The sequence below is a fragment of the Aquimarina latercula DSM 2041 genome, assembly GCF_000430645.1.
GTDB lineage: Bacteria > Bacteroidota > Bacteroidia > Flavobacteriales > Flavobacteriaceae > Aquimarina > Aquimarina latercula.
In genome coordinates this window covers 225219-242792 of record NZ_KE387186.1, presented here as the reverse complement: position 1 = coordinate 242792, position 17574 = coordinate 225219, and the positions used below count along the sequence as shown (strand labels likewise).

At 30.9% G+C, this 17574-nt stretch carries 17 protein-coding genes; 2 read left to right on the top strand and 15 right to left on the bottom strand.

The genetic code is table 11. The features are described from left to right. Positions 1 to 38: 38 nt before the first annotated feature. Positions 39 to 230: a cold-shock protein gene (locus tag H526_RS0125655; RefSeq protein ID WP_027395563.1), complete on the bottom strand. Its 192-nt coding sequence runs from the start codon at positions 228 to 230 to the stop codon at positions 39 to 41. Positions 231 to 601: 371 nt separating this feature from the next. Between H526_RS0125655 and H526_RS0125650 the strand changes: the two genes are divergently transcribed. Beyond that, positions 602 to 1537 (top strand): toxin-antitoxin system YwqK family antitoxin, encoded by a 936-nt coding sequence (locus H526_RS0125650; protein ID WP_027395562.1) that lies wholly within the window; start codon positions 602 to 604, stop codon positions 1535 to 1537. A gap of 21 nt (positions 1538 to 1558) precedes the next feature. Here the strand turns inward: H526_RS0125650 and H526_RS0125645 are convergent, their stop codons facing one another. The 11 genes from H526_RS0125645 to H526_RS0125595 form a co-directional block, all read right to left on the bottom strand. After that, entirely contained in the window at positions 1559 to 2836 is a 1278-nt protein-coding gene (locus H526_RS0125645; protein WP_051336358.1) for an RNA polymerase sigma factor, read from the bottom strand. A gap of 6 nt (positions 2837 to 2842) precedes the next feature. Continuing rightward, positions 2843 to 3190 (bottom strand): YciI family protein, encoded by a 348-nt coding sequence (locus tag H526_RS0125640; RefSeq protein WP_027395560.1) that lies wholly within the window; start codon positions 3188 to 3190, stop codon positions 2843 to 2845. Between the two features lie 15 nt (positions 3191 to 3205). Then, positions 3206 to 3553: a YciI family protein gene (locus H526_RS0125635; RefSeq protein WP_027395559.1), complete on the bottom strand. Its 348-nt coding sequence runs from the start codon at positions 3551 to 3553 to the stop codon at positions 3206 to 3208. A 74-nt stretch (positions 3554 to 3627) separates the two neighbouring features. Then, entirely contained in the window at positions 3628 to 4854 is a 1227-nt protein-coding gene (locus H526_RS0125630; protein WP_027395558.1) for a DUF3999 family protein, read from the bottom strand. After that, complete coding sequence (locus tag H526_RS0125625) at positions 4838 to 7156, bottom strand: DUF2339 domain-containing protein (protein WP_027395557.1); 2319 nt, start codon at positions 7154 to 7156, stop codon at positions 4838 to 4840. The genes H526_RS0125630 and H526_RS0125625 overlap by 17 nt, the downstream gene beginning before the upstream one ends. A 215-nt stretch (positions 7157 to 7371) precedes the next feature. Continuing rightward, on the bottom strand, positions 7372 to 8133 hold the full coding sequence (locus H526_RS0125620) for a hypothetical protein (RefSeq protein ID WP_027395556.1): 762 nt from the start codon (positions 8131 to 8133) through the stop codon (positions 7372 to 7374). Next, a complete protein-coding gene (locus H526_RS0125615; protein WP_027395555.1) occupies positions 8130 to 8894 on the bottom strand; it encodes a YARHG domain-containing protein in 765 nt (254 codons plus the stop codon). Before H526_RS0125615 ends, H526_RS0125620 begins: the two co-directional genes overlap by 4 nt. A gap of 527 nt (positions 8895 to 9421) precedes the next feature. After that, the gene (locus tag H526_RS0125610) at positions 9422 to 9928 is read right to left on the bottom strand and encodes a ferritin (protein WP_027395554.1); all 507 of its coding nucleotides are present in this window, start codon (positions 9926 to 9928) and stop codon (positions 9422 to 9424) included. Between the two features lie 229 nt (positions 9929 to 10157). Then, positions 10158 to 10664 carry a cupin domain-containing protein gene (locus tag H526_RS0125605; protein WP_027395553.1) on the bottom strand — a complete coding sequence of 169 codons (507 nt, stop codon included), beginning with the start codon at positions 10662 to 10664 and terminating at the stop codon, positions 10158 to 10160. Positions 10665 to 10746: 82 nt separating this feature from the next. Next, a complete protein-coding gene (gene sucC, locus H526_RS0125600; RefSeq protein ID WP_027395552.1) occupies positions 10747 to 11940 on the bottom strand; it encodes an ADP-forming succinate--CoA ligase subunit beta in 1194 nt (397 codons plus the stop codon). A 156-nt stretch (positions 11941 to 12096) separates the two neighbouring features. Next, positions 12097 to 12732, bottom strand: a complete 636-nt coding sequence (locus H526_RS0125595; RefSeq protein ID WP_027395551.1) for an LON peptidase substrate-binding domain-containing protein — start codon at positions 12730 to 12732, stop codon at positions 12097 to 12099. 178 nt (positions 12733 to 12910) lie between these two features. On the opposite strand from H526_RS0125595, the gene lysA reads away from it, so the two are divergent. Next, a complete protein-coding gene (lysA, locus tag H526_RS0125590) occupies positions 12911 to 14143 on the top strand; it encodes a diaminopimelate decarboxylase (protein ID WP_027395550.1) in 1233 nt (410 codons plus the stop codon). 116 nt (positions 14144 to 14259) lie between these two features. Here the strand turns inward: lysA and H526_RS0125585 are convergent, their stop codons facing one another. From H526_RS0125585 to H526_RS0125575, 3 genes are all read right to left on the bottom strand, one after another. Continuing rightward, complete coding sequence (locus H526_RS0125585; RefSeq protein WP_027395549.1) at positions 14260 to 14484, bottom strand: DUF3820 family protein; 225 nt, start codon at positions 14482 to 14484, stop codon at positions 14260 to 14262. Positions 14485 to 14506: 22 nt separating this feature from the next. Next, positions 14507 to 15040: a DUF922 domain-containing protein gene (locus tag H526_RS0125580; RefSeq protein WP_035086693.1), complete on the bottom strand. Its 534-nt coding sequence runs from the start codon at positions 15038 to 15040 to the stop codon at positions 14507 to 14509. Positions 15041 to 15403: 363 nt separating this feature from the next. Then, positions 15404 to 17569, bottom strand: coding sequence for a LysM peptidoglycan-binding domain-containing protein (locus H526_RS0125575; RefSeq protein ID WP_035086691.1), 2166 nt, complete (start codon positions 17567 to 17569; stop codon positions 15404 to 15406). Positions 17570 to 17574 lie beyond the last annotated feature (5 nt).

Genomic DNA, 17574 nt, shown 5'->3' with positions numbered 1-17574 from the left:
TGATAGGCTTATTGATTAAAAAAGTTATGTAGTATGTATTAAATTACTTTTACATTTACTGCGTTTAACCCCTTTTTTCCTTCTTGTAGATCAAACTCTACTACATCACCTTCACGAATTTCATCTACTAATCCTGAAATGTGTACAAAATGTTCTTTGTTCGAACCTTCTTCTGTAATGAAACCAAAACCTTTGGCGTCATTAAAGAACTTTACTGTTCCTTTGTTCATTGTAAAAATTTATATTAATTATTTAATGGTTTGCAAAGATGATGCCACATAAAACTATTACAAAATGGCATGTCTTCGTTACTTGTAAAGCTACAAATAATAATCATATCTCATTTACGGTAATACCTTTGATTGTTTATTAGGTATTAATTTAGTATCGAAAAAAACAACTTCTCTATACAATGAATGGGATCTACTGATTTTTTTCTTTTAAAATTATTTAAACTAGGTAACAAATTGGTACTGTCTTTGATTTATAATTAAAAACAAACTCTGAATACTGCAAGTTATTTGAAAAACAACAAAAATAACTTAACTTTAGTAGTACAGTTTGGGAGAATTAAATTAAACAAATACAATCGGTAATAAGGATGAAAAAATCACACATTGTCTTCACTTTCGTATTATTATTTTCTTTTATAGTCAAGGGACAAACTCCTATCGAAGGAGGATACATAGAACTTAGTAAAGAAGAGTATAATGAACTTCTGGAGATTAATAAAGAAAATGAACTTGATGGTAAATACTACGTAAGAGAGTTAAAGGATAAAAAAGTTATTGGTATTCATAAAATTGAATACAAAAAAGGAAAAAAACACGGAGAATGGGTTCATTTTTTGATTTTTAGAAAAAAAGGTTCTCTAGATTTATCTACGGTAGAAAATTATGAAGACAACGAAAGAAATGGCTACTACTATAACTCTGATAATGGTTTTACTTTTACTGAAGAAGGATATTATGAAAAAGGTGAAAAAGTAGGCCTATGGAACGTTACAAAAAGTGGTTCTAAAGAAAAAATTAACTATAAAAATGGAAAGAAGCACGGTGATTATTGGAGGCAAGATGCATCAGGTGTAATTGTAAAAGGCACTTACAAAAAAGGAAAAAAACTGGATAACTGGACAATTGAAGATCTTTCTGGTAATACCACTACAGAAGTTAATCCTAATATTACACACCAAATTTCTGAAACATCGACTAGTAATGTAGGCATTAAAGCTATTGAAGGTACTATAAAAAAACCTGATGGTTCTGTTGTTCCTATTGCAGTTGTAAAGCTACAATTATCAGATGAATCTTGTGCATACGCATTTTCGGATTATGATGGTAAGTTTAAAATAGAAATTGACACCAATAAAATTACTACCAATAGTTATATGGAAATAGTGATAGATGGCTTTCCTAAAAAGACAATTCCTTTTTCGGAATTCTCTAATCAAAACACAATTGTTCTAGAGAAAGGTCGAAAAAAAGTAAGTTATGAAGCGTATCGCGCTTATTATGAATCCATGAAGAATTGCCAATAATAAATAGGAAATATTGTTTTCTTAGTTAAGAATCCTTGCTATTTTTCGCTTAAGTAAACGTCGTTCAGGTCTTGATTGCGTAAGTTTTATTGCTTCTTGATAATAATCCACAGCATTGTTTGGATTTATCATACGCTCATGAATTTCGCCTAAGATCGCATAATAGAGGTAATAATTACTAACCAATTTATGATCTTCTATTTCCTTAATAGTTCTTAGTGCTTCTTCAGCTCCAAAAAGTTCTAAAACAACTAAACTCCTATTTAAAAAAACAATTGGGTCGCTATCTATTTTTAAAAGTAAATCGTAATATACTAATATTTCTTTCCAATTTGTTTTTGTATAACTTTCAGAAATACAATGTTGATAAGCAATAGCAGCTTCGAGATGATAGGTAGATAAAGATTCTCCAAAAGCCGATTGATTTAAATACTTGTTTCCTTGAGAGATTAATTCCTTATTCCATAAATCTCTATCTTGATCTGATAACAGTATCAACTCACCATATTCATTAATACGACTATCCACACGAGAAGTATGAAATAACATTAATGCCATCAACGCATATACTTCCGATAATTGTGTTTGTTCGTGATCTAATAAAGATTTACACAACCAAATCGCTTGAAAAATTACATCTTTCCTCACCAAATTATCATCGTGAGTAGCATTATACCCCTCATTAAACATTAAATATATAGTACTTAATACTGTTTTAGTTTTATCAATAATCTCTTCGGGTAATGGTATTTTAGGACGTATTTTTCGTTTTCTAAAATATTCTTTAGTTCTATATAATCTTTTAGAAATAGTATCTTCTGAGGTTAGAAAAGATCTTGCAACTTCTTTTGTACTAAATCCACAAAGGGACTTTAGAATAAAAGTAATTTGATTTTCTGGAGAAATATCTGGATGACAACAAGCATACATCATTGCTAAAAAATCATCTTGTATATACTGTTCTTTCCAAAAATTATCCATCGTACTTGTTAATGTATATTCTGAGGTTAACAACTTACGTTCGGGATCCGAAAAATCAATAGTTTTACTGTGTTTTTTCTTCCTTAAAATATCGATTGCTTTATTCCTTGCAGTTCTATACAACCAAGCCTTGGGATTATCAGGTACTCCTCTATATTTCCATGTTTCTAGAGCACTTACCAATGCGTCTTGTACTACATCCTCTGCCATTTCAATATTTTCCGTACCGAAAATTTTAATTAAAACAGCAACCATCTTTCCAGATTCTTGTCTAAAAAGATGGTTTAACGTATTATCTATGTGATCTTCTGACTCCAACTTATACTATTGCTCTAATGGAGCGATTTCGCGAATTTCTACACTACAATCATATTCAAAACTTGGACAACCTTTAGCTATCGTAGTTGCCTGATCTAAAGAATCCGCTTTAATCAGAAGATATCCTCCTACTAGCTCCTTTCCTTCTGCAAATGGTCTATCCATAACTTTCTTGCCTCCTTCTAACAATGTATTTCCTTCACTTATTAAAGGCTGCCCTCCTAACAATCTCTCTTCTTTAGCTAATCCAACCATCCATTCTTGCCATTGTTCCATATGCTTTTGCATTTCACTCGGAGACACCGAACTATATTGTTCTTGTCCTCCTCTAATTAGCATCAAAAACTCTTTCATCTCCTATCTTTTAAATTAAACATCGTCTGGCCAAACTTCTCTGACTTCTACAGATGACTCCCACAGTAGTCCTGGACATCCTTTTGCCATTTCTGTAGCTTCATCCAATGTTTCTGCTAATACGGTAATATAACCTCCGACTAATTCTTTAGCCTCGGCAAAAGACCTGTCAGTAATTTTTGTTCCTCCAGGATGAATTGTTTTTACTGCAGGATAAAGGCGTTCTCCTCCAACATATTTTTCTTCTTCTGCCATTTGCCCAATCCATTGCATCCACTTTTCCATGTGTGCATTTTGTTCTTCTTCGGATTTTGCATCCCAAACGTCGTCTCCACCTTTAAAAAGTAACATAAATTGTTTCATACTATTATTTATTTATGGTTTATATGATCCTATGACGAAGTGGTTATAAAGATTTGGACAATTTTTTTAAAAAATTACTTTTTTTTCATCATCATCAGCGTGAAACCTCCTAACAAAGCAATAACAATAAGCATTATAGCCCACAACCAAACTTTATTTTTAAAGAGTGGTTCCACAGTTTTCTCTTGGCTTTTAGGTATTATTTGTTCTGGTCCTAATTGAAGTTTTACTAATTTTCCTGGAACTCTTTCTTTCATGTACTGAAGATCGTAGGATGGTTTATTCACATCTTCATTACCATAAGTCAGAAAATAATTAGCAGAAGTACTAAACCTAGTAATCAACTCATAATCAAAACCTTTAACTACAACCTCATCAATATCTAATGGTTCATTATCCTGATTATTAACAATTATTTTTATCTTATTAGTAATTGTGCTATAAAAGTTAAATTCGTTTTCTTCAATAGAATTTAGAACTCCTGAGGTAATATTTTGATAATTATATTTCCATCCGCTTTCTCTCTGAATACTATCTCTAAGATATTTCACTCGAAAAGGCCTGTAATAATCGAAAGTATTCTTAGTCTTAATTTTTATATGACTTACAGGAACAGGCATTCCTAAATCAATAGTAATTATTGTATTTTTATTTTGTTCTACAATTTCCGTTGATTTAACAGTAAACTTCTTGTAACTACCTCTTTGTTTTTCTTTTAAGGTAATCTCAGCCTTTTTTATATCAGGTGCGTCTTTACCTTTAACAAAAACTCTATAATATGTATACTTAGAGTCAGGGAACTTTAGGGTTGTAAATGAATACTTCGTCAATTCATTATTAACAGACAACACACGATAATCATCTACAACAGTATACCAATCTTTTAGGTTTTGACTCCCTTCTACTTTTATGAATCTATCAAAATTGTCTTGTTCAAAAAATAACTGAACTTGATTAATTATAGCATCTAACGTAACTTTAAAAGTGATATATGAGCCTTTATCCGTAGTAGATTTATTAACATATTTAAATCCGATATTTTTACTTGATATTTTAGACTTCTTTTGTTCTAAAAGATATGGAGCCTCTACAGTATCATTTCCCTTAGTAATCCCATAAATTCGTATATCTGAAAGGTCAGAAGATACATTTTTAAAAATCTCATTCGGTAATACGATGGCATGCCAATCATCCGACACGTTTAATAATTCTTTTTTGTAGGTATACTTATCAATTTGGGCATAAGCTTGTAAACAAATTAAGAACAATACCAATTGTACAATATTAATCTTTAACCTCATCTGTAATAATATGTTTGTATTTATTATATAAGAAAGAAATAATAAGCAATAATAAACCTAGCGATACAAATACAATTGTTTTAGAGATCGTGTTTAAATGCGCTATATCATATAAAAACAATTTTATGAGTGTGACTCCAAAAAGTATAAAAGCTATTATTCGTATATGCTTTATTTTCTTCCAAAATCCTATAACGATCAATAACAAAGAATATATCCCCCAAAGAATACTTAGTCCTAATTTATCAGAAGAAGTATAACCAGCAATATCTAACCAATGGATTAATTCACTACTCAATAACCAGATTATAGCAATTTGCAGAACCACATCAAAGACAATTGTAAAAACGCCTTTTAGAAAACCTTGTCTAACATATTTATAACTAGCTATTAATAATAAAACACAAAATGCCAATGAAATATATCGAATACCGATATGATACAATCCTGCTTCACCTGTTTCTAAAAGTGTAGGGTCCAAATAACTTTCTCGCAATTCACTCAACAAATACAATCCAGTAGTTAAAAACATCAATAATGCAAACATATTGAGCGCAATATTAATATAACCAAAAACTACATTCTTAATCTTTTTAATATTTACAAAAGATAAAATTGATAAGAAAGCTAAGGTGTAATTAATTAACCAAATTCCCATAAAACCTTCTTGATTACTATCTAAACTACCCCAATAATCAATAACCTCTAAGAAAAAAGTCATATACAAGACAAACAGAAACATCGCCGATATCCAAAGGGAGATTAACTGATACCAAGTCTTATATTTTAACCAAGGAAAAGGATGATTCTCACTACGATGCAAAAAGAGAATATATCCAAAAGAGGCCGCACACAATAATGAGGTAAGTACCGAAATATTAAAAAACGGAATTACCGAAATTTCATCAGTACCAGGCATATAGGCATATTCTGCATAATACATCCACCAATCCTGAATTAAACTAAAAAATGTTAAGGCAATAACTGGATATGCTAGTTTTTCATAAATAGGTACTTTTTTAGTCCTTCCTATCCAAAATAACAATGCTGCTTCAGCAGCCCAAAGCAAGGTTACCCAATTTCCGTCTAACTGAACTGGAAATGCAATACTGATAAAAACCAATACCATTCCAGAACTAAAGTAAAATAAATTTCGATCCGCTAATTTTAATCTATAGATTATTACACTAACAATAAAATGTACTATTGCATTTGCTAAAGTAAATACGCCTAATAACTGTGATCCAATTTCATGGTTACTCAACATAGAAAAACCAATTCCATAAAAAACAAATGCATTAATCAACTGAAGTATAACATCTCCTGTACCAAATTTTTCTTTTCTATTCAATTTATATACAAGGAACATGAAATAAAATGTGATAAAAAACACTAACAAAAAGGTAAAAGCTAATCCAAAATGAACCTCCGTTTCATAATCCATTACATACCAACTAAAATAAATTAACCACGTAAGTATGAAGGAAGAATAATATAAAAGTTTCCAGTACTTTTTAAAAGATATGATTAAGATCCCTACATTAATAATCGCCATATAACTAAATAAAACGGCTACTTTTCCTGATCCATCACTTAATAAAAATGGAACTGCATAAGCGCCAACTAGTCCAATATGTGCTATGACCTGTTTATTATACTGTATGGCTGCAAATACCGTGAAAATCGTAAATATTACCATTAATCCAAACGTAAACATTTGCGGAATAAGACCATATAAGCTATAAGCAAGAAAAGTAATAAAATATAATATAGCCATTGCTCCACTTACCAAAACAGCGCTAAAATTCTCATACTTCTTTTTTAGCTTCATGCCTACACCGATCAAACCGATTCCGGTAAGATATCCCAATATAATTCGTGTTAATGGACTAATGAGTTCATTATCTATAGAATATTTTGCACCAATAGCAACTCCTATAATCAGAATAATAACTCCTATCTTACTTATAAGATTCTCTCCAATAAACTTTTCTAAATTAGACTTCCCTTTTGGCTTTTCATCTCGCTTAACCTTAGGCTGAGAAAATGACACCTCTGGTTGATTTTGTAATAAAGGCTCTTTTATTTCAGCTTTATCTTCTACCTCTTTTAAAACTGGTTCAATAACAGGAGTAGTTATCGTATCTTCGGTTACTTCAATGTTCTTTTGTTCCTCTTCATTTTTAAAACGAAGAACCTCATTTTTAAGATTCAAAATTTCTCTACGAAAGACCTCTTGTTTATTAGATAGAATTGCTATTTTTTCAAGCAAATCATTAATATACTTTTGATTGTCAGCCATGGTTGTTTAGTTATAAAATAAACATAACGTAGTTACATTCATATTAGAAATATAGGCAAAAAAAGAGTCTTGTTAAAAAACAAAACATCTTCTACCCTATTATACTCAAAGATATAACTAATAGAAAAGAATCAATCCCCTGAAAAAAGGGAAATGTTTTTAGTGGTTTACCGTACAGCTTTAAGTCTATAATAAAACGGCGGAATATTCAGAATTTAAAAACCGGTAGTAAATAAATTTCTAGCTCCTCTAATACCACATTTTTGATATTTATGATATGATTGTGCAGCTCTTTCATCAATCTGTTTACCAGATTCATTCCTAATCCATCCGTCTATTGCTGCTTTTAATGTATATGCTTCTGGTGCCATCAAATGGGTGGTCCATAACACAGGAATTGCTTTAGCTTTTTTAATTTCTGGAGAGAAATAACTTTTGCTATAACATGCCAGAATGATAACATTCTTAGGATTAGTAACAGATTCTTTATAACTGACATCCACACTAAAATCCATTAAACCATCATGACCAACATACGCCAATAAATCAGCTCCTCCTCCAAAATCTAAAGTCTTATTTTTTTGAGCAATTTGCAAAGGCATCTGTCCATTAGATGATTTCAAAAAGTGTTCTATACTTTGTTTGATTCTAGCACCGTCATAAGCGTCTGCTAACATATAAACATCCTTACTAACATGTTTAAACAATAATCTTTCTAAAATATAGGGATCCTTAGATGGAATAGCTCTAACTAGTTGCCAATCTTTTGTTTTGCGATTAAAAAATGTTTTTACACCATACCCAGCTCCCCAATAGAGGTTATTTTTAGGGTCCTGACCATTTCCAATGGCTTTTGGCACAGGAACAATACCTTGATTAAGGTTATCGCAAAGGGCTACAAAAACATGAATCGTTCTTACCTTACCAAAAGATAATGCAGAACATAACAAGAAAATCATTAATAAGAGTGATCTCATTGTATAAGACTCAAAATTAATTCCACATTCTTTCTTTCTATAGCAGTTAACTTATCAGCTGCATCAGTATCTGAAGGCAAATACCAAGATTTAGATTCGAAATAATCCTGCCACTTCTTTTTAGTAAACATATATCCGTGCGAAGCAAAAATCTCATTTTTAATAATTGCTAATTCTTCATCAGTTTTACTATTTAACTCCTCTGCAGTAAAAACTCGATGAGAAAATATATAATTTTCCCTTTCTACTGCTTTTAAATCTGTATAAGGTTTAGAAAAAGTCCCATCTTCTTTTATTGGTTGAAATTCTAACCACATTTTTATTCCAATTTGTTTACCATCTCCGATGCAATCCAATTTTTCTCTAACCTCCTTAAAAACTAACAAATTATTGGATACGAAAACTGACATCCTTGAATCATCAAAAGAACAATCAGCTATTTTTCTCTCGAATGAAATAGTATTAACCCTATCACCAAAAGGAGTAAATGATGTTATAGAAGATTGCTCGCAACTTACTCCTACATTGCAGCTCATTATAGTTGACAGGATAACATAATTATCGGTCTTAACAATTACTTTTCCTGTCAATAAAGCATTTGCTCTTTCTGTAGATTTAAAATCAAAATATTTTAAAGCCAGATCGATTGGAATTTCTTTATTCTGTTCATTAAACTGCTCAAGTAATTTATTAAACTCACTCTCTTGTGCGGTTACTACACTTGTAATAAATACACAAAATAATACTACATATCTTATCATAAAAAAACTAGTTGTATGTAGGCTGGTAAAACTAACAATCTGGGAGATATACAAATCTAAAAAAGATTGGCAAAACCCCAAGGATCTATCAATCTTTTAGTTCATAAATTTTCATTTATATTTCATTTCTCAAAAAGAACTAACTCACTAAACTCTATTTAACAAAATTTAGATAAACTATATTAAAAAATATAGATAAACATCTTCTTTCTGATTAAAAACAAAAAAACACGCTATTGCGTGCTTATATAGAATTTATATACTTTAAAGTCCATCTAAAGTTTTGGACATCTTTTGCAATTAGATTTACCTTTTTTCTTGTATTTTTTACAACACTTTTTCTTTTTGCCTCCACAACTAGCTTCACAATTTAATGAAGCACAAGGTGAATATAAAGATGGGATATCAGAACTCTGCACTATTATTTAATTTTTATTGAATCTAAATAAAGCGCAAAAATATAAAAAAAAGATTCTCAAAAAAAGAATCTTTTATTTTTATTTAATGACTTATTAACAAATAGTTATCTACTCTTCTTGCGAATTACTTATCTGAAAAGTATTGATATCTCTATCGAACAAATAGTGTCCTGATTTATCATCACCAATAATCTTTAATTTATCTAATAATGTTCTTGCTACAGCTTCTTCTTCTAATTGTTCTGCTACATACCACTGCATAAAATTATGTACATTATAATCCTTATGTTCTAAACATTGAAAAATAACATTATTAATTTGTGCAGTTACAAACTCTTCACTTTCCAAGAAAATTTCGAACAATTCTCTTAATGATTTAAAATCATTTCTAGGTTTTTCTATAGCAGGAATTACAGCTTCTCCATTTCTTTCATTTATGAATTTGACCAATTTGGTCATATGCACACGTTCCTCTTCTGATTGTGTATAAAAAAAATCTGCTATTCCATTGTAACCATTTACATCTGCCCAACAAGCCATTGAGAGATATTGTGCAGATGCCGTAGCTTCATACTGTACTTGATCGTTTAACGACTTCTCTATTTCAGGTATCATATTTTTATTTCTTGTATTTATAATATTCTAATAATAGTTATAAAAAAGTATATCAAGTAACTATCTCATACATCTATAAAAACTTGTTATAATCAATTTTATGACAATTAAATAAAAGTACACAATTTATAATCCTTTCAATAGCTTTAACTAGTGTTTTCTTCTAATTTAAATTCAGACTATTTAACAACCAAAACTTAAAAAAGATTTCATATTTAACTTAATAAAGTTACTGACGTGTATATTTTGAAATTGTTCCCGCGTGATCTGGATACTGTTTTATTAAAAAGTTTTTTTCTGCTAACTCAAAATCATCAAAATCAAATCCCGGCGACACAGTACATCCAACAAAAGAATACCCTTCATCATCTTTTACACTTGATGCGAACCAACTGTTAGCAGGAACAACTAATTGTGGTGATTCTCCTTGATCTAAATTCATTCCTACGGCATGCTTGATATATTTTCCTTCTGGAGTTATTACATGTACATATAATGAACTCCCTGAATAATAATGCCACATTTCATCTTGTTTTATTTTATGAAATGCGGAAAAATTATCTGATGTCAATAAAAAATAAATCCCCGTACAATAGTTCCTATCTCCAGAGAACTCTTCAGCTAAAACATCTTTAGGAATAACTCCTTTACTTCTATATGTCTCTTTATAAAACCCTCCTTCAGGATGTGACTTCATATTTAATTTTTCAACTATTTTTCCTACTTCCCTATTCATAACAGTATGTTTTTATCTAAAAAAAAGAAGCGATCCAAATAATGGATCGCTTCAAAATATTGTATAAATTTATTTATATAAATTATGCAAGTACTGCTTGTACTTTATCAGCAGCTTCTTGAAACTGCACTGCACTCTGTACATCTAATCCACTATTATCTATTAATTCTTTAGCAATATCTGCGTTGGTACCTTGCAAACGAACTATAATAGGAACATTAATAGCATCACCCATATTTTTATAGGCATCAACTACTCCTTGTGCTACTCGGTCACAACGAACAATTCCTCCAAAGATATTGATCAAAATTGCTTTTACGTTCTCATCCTTAAGAATAATTCTAAAAGCTTCTTCTACACGTTTAGCATCTGCTGTACCTCCAACATCAAGGAAATTTGCAGGTTCTCCACCAGCTTGCTTAATTAAATCCATTGTTGCCATTGCAAGACCAGCACCATTTACCATACATCCAACATTACCATCTAGATCTACATAGTTCAGTCCTACTTCGTTCGCTTCAACTTCGATTGGATTTTCTTCGCGAATATCTCTCATATCCACATAGTTCTTATGTCGATATAATGCATTATCATCAATAGTAACCTTAGCATCAACTGCCATGATCTTATCATCACTTGTTTTTAAAACAGGATTGATTTCAAACATTGAAGAATCAGATTTCACATACGCAGTATATAATGCCATCACAAACTTGGTCATTTCTTTAAACGCAACACCACTTAAACCTAAGTTAAATGCTACACGTCTTGCCTGAAAAGGTAATAACCCTACTGCAGGATCTATTTCTTCTGTAAATATTAAATGCGGAGTTTCCTCGGCAACCGTTTCGATATCCATTCCACCTTCTGTAGAATACATAACCATATTACGACCTGTAGTACGATTTAATAATACAGAAACATAAAATTCGTCTGGTTCACTATCTCCAGGATAATACACATCTTCTGCAACTAATACTTGGTGTACTTTTTTTCCTTCAGCAGATGTTTGAGGAGTTATCAAATTCATCCCAATGATCTGTCCTGCAATATCTTCAACTTCTTGAAGGTTTTTAGCAAGTTTCACACCTCCACCTTTTCCTCGACCACCGGCGTGCACTTGTGCCTTAATCACATGCCACCCAGTACCTGTTTCTGCAGTTAATTGTTTTGCAGCAGCAACTGCTTCTTTAGCATTCTGTGCAACAATACCTCGCTGGATGCGCACACCAAAGCTACTTAATATCTCTTTACCCTGATATTCGTGTAAGTTCATAGTCTTATTTTTTGCCTTTTGAATAGGAGTTTCAAAAATAGGAAAAGTGAAGTTACTGTGCCAATCTTTTCGGGTAAAAAAAGTTATACAATAGAAGCTCTTATATTATCTCAAAAAATAACATAAAAATTTAGTTGAATTCGAATTATGAATAACTTATAATTTAAAATCTTCAAAATCTAAAGGGTCAAAATTCTTAAAATGTCCATTCATTTTAATTACTTCTTTAGCCCTATTCATTTCCCTCACTACAGGAATTGTAATTTTTAGATGCCCAATGAGATAATTAAGACGTTCTAATTCGCTTCTCAACTTTAACAAATGATATTCTTGATGTAATGCTAAGCCTACCTTATGTGCTACTTGGTAACTTATAAATGGTATATTGAATATTGGAGGTTTCTCTATAGTGAGCTCTACATAAAGAATTGCTATATTTTTTAATAATTCTTCTTGTAACTCTTCTATCCCATTTTCATTATCCTCCAAATATTGTACTTCACCGCCAGCATATAATTTACCCGGAAGTTTGGGAAGAAAACTTTCAATTTTAAATACTCTAGTACCTAAACATACCACATCGCTACCTCCATCTGGATATCTTTTCTCTACTTTTTGCAGAGTAACTTCGGTACCATATTCAAGCTTCTTATCAATAAAAGTTGGCACTCCAAAAGAGATACCTTCCTCTTCACAATCAGAAATCAACTGTTGATATCTCTTTTCAAAGATATGGAGAGGTAATCGTTCGCCTGGATATACAACCATTTGTAAAGGAAAGAGTGCTAACATTTTTTTATTTAAAAATACTAAATAAACCACTATGATATGTATGATATCTGTTCAAAAAGTAAAAATTCGTTATTTGAAGCTTATTTTTTTTTGGATTACATAATTTTATGCTAATTACGCGGCGCTTAGAGGAAATCTATAGCAAAAATAGTAATTTCGTAAGCTTAATTTAATTACCATGGAAAACGCAAATTTATTAGCAATCGCAGAAGAATTTGGGAGTCCTATATACGTTTATGACTCCGAAAAAATTGTTTCACAATATGAACGCCTAACAAACGCTTTTAAACAGGTGAAACATGTTAAACTTAACTATGCCGTCAAGGCATTGTCTAATCTTGCGATTTTAAAACTAATGAATTCATTAGGTGCTGGATTAGACACTGTATCCATACAAGAAGTCAAATTAGGTTTATTAGCAGGTGTAGAACCAGCCAATATAATATTTACTCCTAATGGTGTATCCTTAGAAGAGATTGAGGAAGTTTCTGAAATGGGTGTGCAAATAAATATTGACAACCTATCTATACTGGAACAATTCGGAACAAAATATCCAGATGTACCTGTTTGTATTAGAATTAATCCCCATGTTATGGCTGGAGGAAATAGCAAAATCTCAGTAGGTCATATTGATAGTAAGTTTGGAATATCTATCCATCAAATTCCACATATTCTAAGAATTGTAGAAAACACAGGTATGAATATCAATGGTATTCATATGCACACTGGTAGTGACATTCTGGATGTTGATGTATTTTTATATGCTAGTGAAATCCTTTTTGAAACTGCTAAAAACTTTAAGAATTTAGACTTTATAGATTTTGGTAGTGGTTTTAAGGTTCCTTATAAAGAAGGAGATATTGAAACTAATATAGAAGAATTTGGAAAAAAACTAACAAAACGCTTCAATACCTTTTGTAAGGAATATGGCAAAGAATTAACTCTTGGTTTCGAACCAGGAAAATTTTTAGTTAGTGAAGCTGGATATTTTCTTGCCAAAGTTAATGTAGTAAAACAAACTACTTCTACTGTTTTTGCTGGAATTGATAGTGGTTTCAACCATTTAATAAGACCTATGTTTTACAATTCTCATCATGAAATTATTAACGTATCGAATCAGACTGGTAGAGAACGTTTTTATTCCATAGTAGGATATATATGTGAAACGGATACATTTGCCACCAATAGACGAATTTCTGAAATTACAGAAGGTGACATTATCGCTTTTAAAAATGCCGGTGCTTATTGTTTCTCTATGGCCAGTAATTATAATTCTCGTTTTCGTCCAGCAGAAGTCCTTTGGCATAATAACAAAGCACATTTGATTCGTAAACATGAAACTTTTGAAGATCTTACCAAAAATCAGGTAGATGTAAATATATTTAATAAGGCTGAAGCAACTGCTTCATAGCACATTTTGATCTTACACAAAAAAAATGCAGCAAGTATCAATTTGCTGCATTTTTTTACCTAATATTCTATAGTGTACGGCACTAATAATTACAGAGGTTTTATAAAAATACTTTTCTAAAGTTTTCTGATATTTCTTATTAAATACTCAAGACCATTTAGCTTAAGTTCGTAAACCATTTGCATCTGCTTACCTAGAGTACCTTTGGGAAAACCCTTATTATGATACCAAACAATATAATGCTCGGGTAAGTCAATAAGATATCGGTCTTTATATTTACCAAAAGGCATTTTGGTATTGGCTAGTTTAACTAAAAAATCTTTCTGGGATTGAGTATCCATTAAAAGTTAAGTAAGTGTAAATTTATTTTGAATAAGCTCTATAATACCACATCAAATTCTTTACTTTCTCTTCCCACTTCTTCTGATTTACTTTATTTTTTGAATGATCCGTTTCTAAATCATATTGCTCTTGCATATTGATTCTCATGCGTTCCACTCTCTTATACATCTTATTAAGATCCTTACGAACGTTTTTACCAGGTCTATACTCTTTTAATTTTTTACGCATTATTCTAGCATGCAATTCAGATATATCAAAATGGAGTTGTTCGTGTAACAAAAGGTATTTAGTAGACTGACCTTTTTTCACCCACGATAGTGATGGATAACAAAAGCTGTCCACTTCATATTTTAATTCAATTTTCCCATAATCCTTACTTATAGACCATTGATAAGTTATTCCTGTATTGACACTAGCGTCAAAATCACTATCGAGTTTAGGTTCTCCCCTAAAATCCGACCAATCTAACTTACTTTTTTCTGCATAAGAAAAACGCTCTACATATCCATGATTAGCAAAAACTAAAACTAAGAGAATAGTAAAAAATTTACCCATAATTGCAATAATTATGCCCGGCTAATAGTTGTTGTTTTTTTTTATTCAAGTAACTAAAATATACAATACGGGGCTAAGTATTGATAATTTTCGCTTAAATAATTTTATTTATCTTCAGATATACAATTTATATCTATCCCAATCGAAACAATTTTTCCAAAATTTCGAATTTATTTTAGTCTATAAAAACTATATACATCAAGTATATCAATTTCCATACCACGACTTTAAATATCTTAAAAATCTAAACTAAAATTCACTTTTTGAAACTGTTTTATCTTTAAAACAATATAGTTCAGAATTTAAAAATAAAGAAAATGATTTTAAAATCAGCTTTAAAATTAATTATTGGCAAAATAATTTTTATTCTATTACCGTAAGCTTCAATTCATCATCGAATTTAATTATATAGGAAGCTTTGTTATAATAGCCTCCTAAAAGCTTTTTAGCATAATTAAATTTATTCTCAACATATTCTGTTGTACCTTCAAAAGTTGCTGCATGGTACAAATCATCTGCAGAACCTAATCGCATTAAAATATCATATGTAATATCAAAACCTCTCACCGCATATTTACTAGGAATAGTTCCATAATCTTTTTTATATCTCGCTACAAAAGGAGTCATTCTTGTCTCATCATAATTATCAAATTCCTTATCGATAGAAGGATAGTGTAAATGTAGTTTAGACAAATGTTCATTTTTAATATTATCATCATCAAAAGCATTATGCTTATCCGTAGTGAATAAAGTAATTTGATGACTCTCTGCTTTTGCATTTAGTAAAGGAGTGACATTACTTATCATAGCTACATCATCAGACTCAAGAAAAACCCAATTTGGTTTGTTCTTTGCCAATACCTTATTAAGATGAACTTCATATACATAATTACCTTCTTCTATTCTTGCTATCTTAGCTTCAGGAAATTTAGCAATCAATTTATTTTTTATTTCCTCATGCTTCTTTTTTCCTTGTTGCACGATAATAACAATATTCTTATCCGTAGAATCTTGAGCGACATAATTAATCAGTTTATCTTGAAGCATTATGTCTGTCGGTATCGTTTGGAAAAAATTACTGTATAATTTTGATTCTCTATTAGAAATTGGAGAAATCACCGGAGTATCATACTTCTTTAATTCTGAAGCCACAGTCTCTACATTAGCTTGATATAATGGGCCAATCACAACATCCATTTCATCAAAACTATTTTGATCAATTAACTGTTTGATATGACCTGTATTATTATTCTTTTGTGTATCAAAAACAGTCAAATCAATACTCAGCCCTCTACTTTTAGCAGAATCAACCGCAATCTGAACTCCTTTATAAAAATCTAAAGCTACTCTTGTTCCTCTTGCTTTTCTACTCTTCAAAAAATCTTCTGTTTTTTGCCTTTCATTTGGATCTAGTGTATCTAATCCAAATGGCAACATTACAGCAAGTTTTTTCATTTTAAAGTTTGAGAGCATGTTCTCTAACGGAACTATTTTCTTTTCTGGAAAATCAATCGCTAGAGAATCTACTTCACCTGTTTTAGGAAGTGTAATTACCATACCAGCTTTAAGACCATCTCTTAAATATGGATTCATATTAAACAAAGAGTCCGAAGAAATTTCAGTTCTTTTTAGTATACTATATACTGTTTCTTTTGGTTGAACTTCATACAATTCAAACTTATCTGCATCAATAATTTCTTTTAAGGGAACGAATATAGTTGTAGGTACCAAAATCTCCATGCCAATAGGAAAATTAGGATCCATTTCTGGGTTTAATTGGTCCAATTCTCCAACAGTAATACCATGTCTTCTAGCAATTCTATATCTCGTATCTTTTGGCTTCACTATATACTTAGTAGTGGTAGAAACTCTACTACTCAAAGAATCTTTAGGCACATCTGTTTCTACAACTGCTTTTTCCGCATATACAGGTATTCTAATTTTATCCCTTTTTCGAACTTGTTCTGAATATAGCCTCTTATTATGTTTCTTAATATCATCCATCGTGATATTATATTTCTTGGCAATTCCATATAAAGTCTCTTTCCTTCTAACCTTATGGGTTTTAAAACGAACTATCTGACGTATTTCTTCTAACGGTTTGATACTATCTAAAACAGGATCACTTACATTTTCTGTTGGTGTATTTTCTTCTTTGGGTTTTTCTATTACCGCAACTCTTAAAATCTGCCCCAGATTAATCCCATTTACCGCATCTGGGTTTAAACTCAAAATCGCCTCTTGTGTAGTGTTATATTTTTGAGAAAGGTTAAATACGGTATCCCCTTCTCCTACCACATGGATTTGATATTCTTCATCATTAGTGACAGGAATAGCTAGAATTTGACCTTCCTTAATCCCATCTTTTGAATTAGGGTTGATTTTATAAATTGCTTCAGGAGTTGTATTATATCGTTTTGCAATTCTATATACATTTTCTCCTTGAACAACTTTATGACTTTTATACTGCTGAGCAAAACCAATACTGGTAATAAAAAGCACACAAAAGAACAACAATACTTTTTTCATTCGAT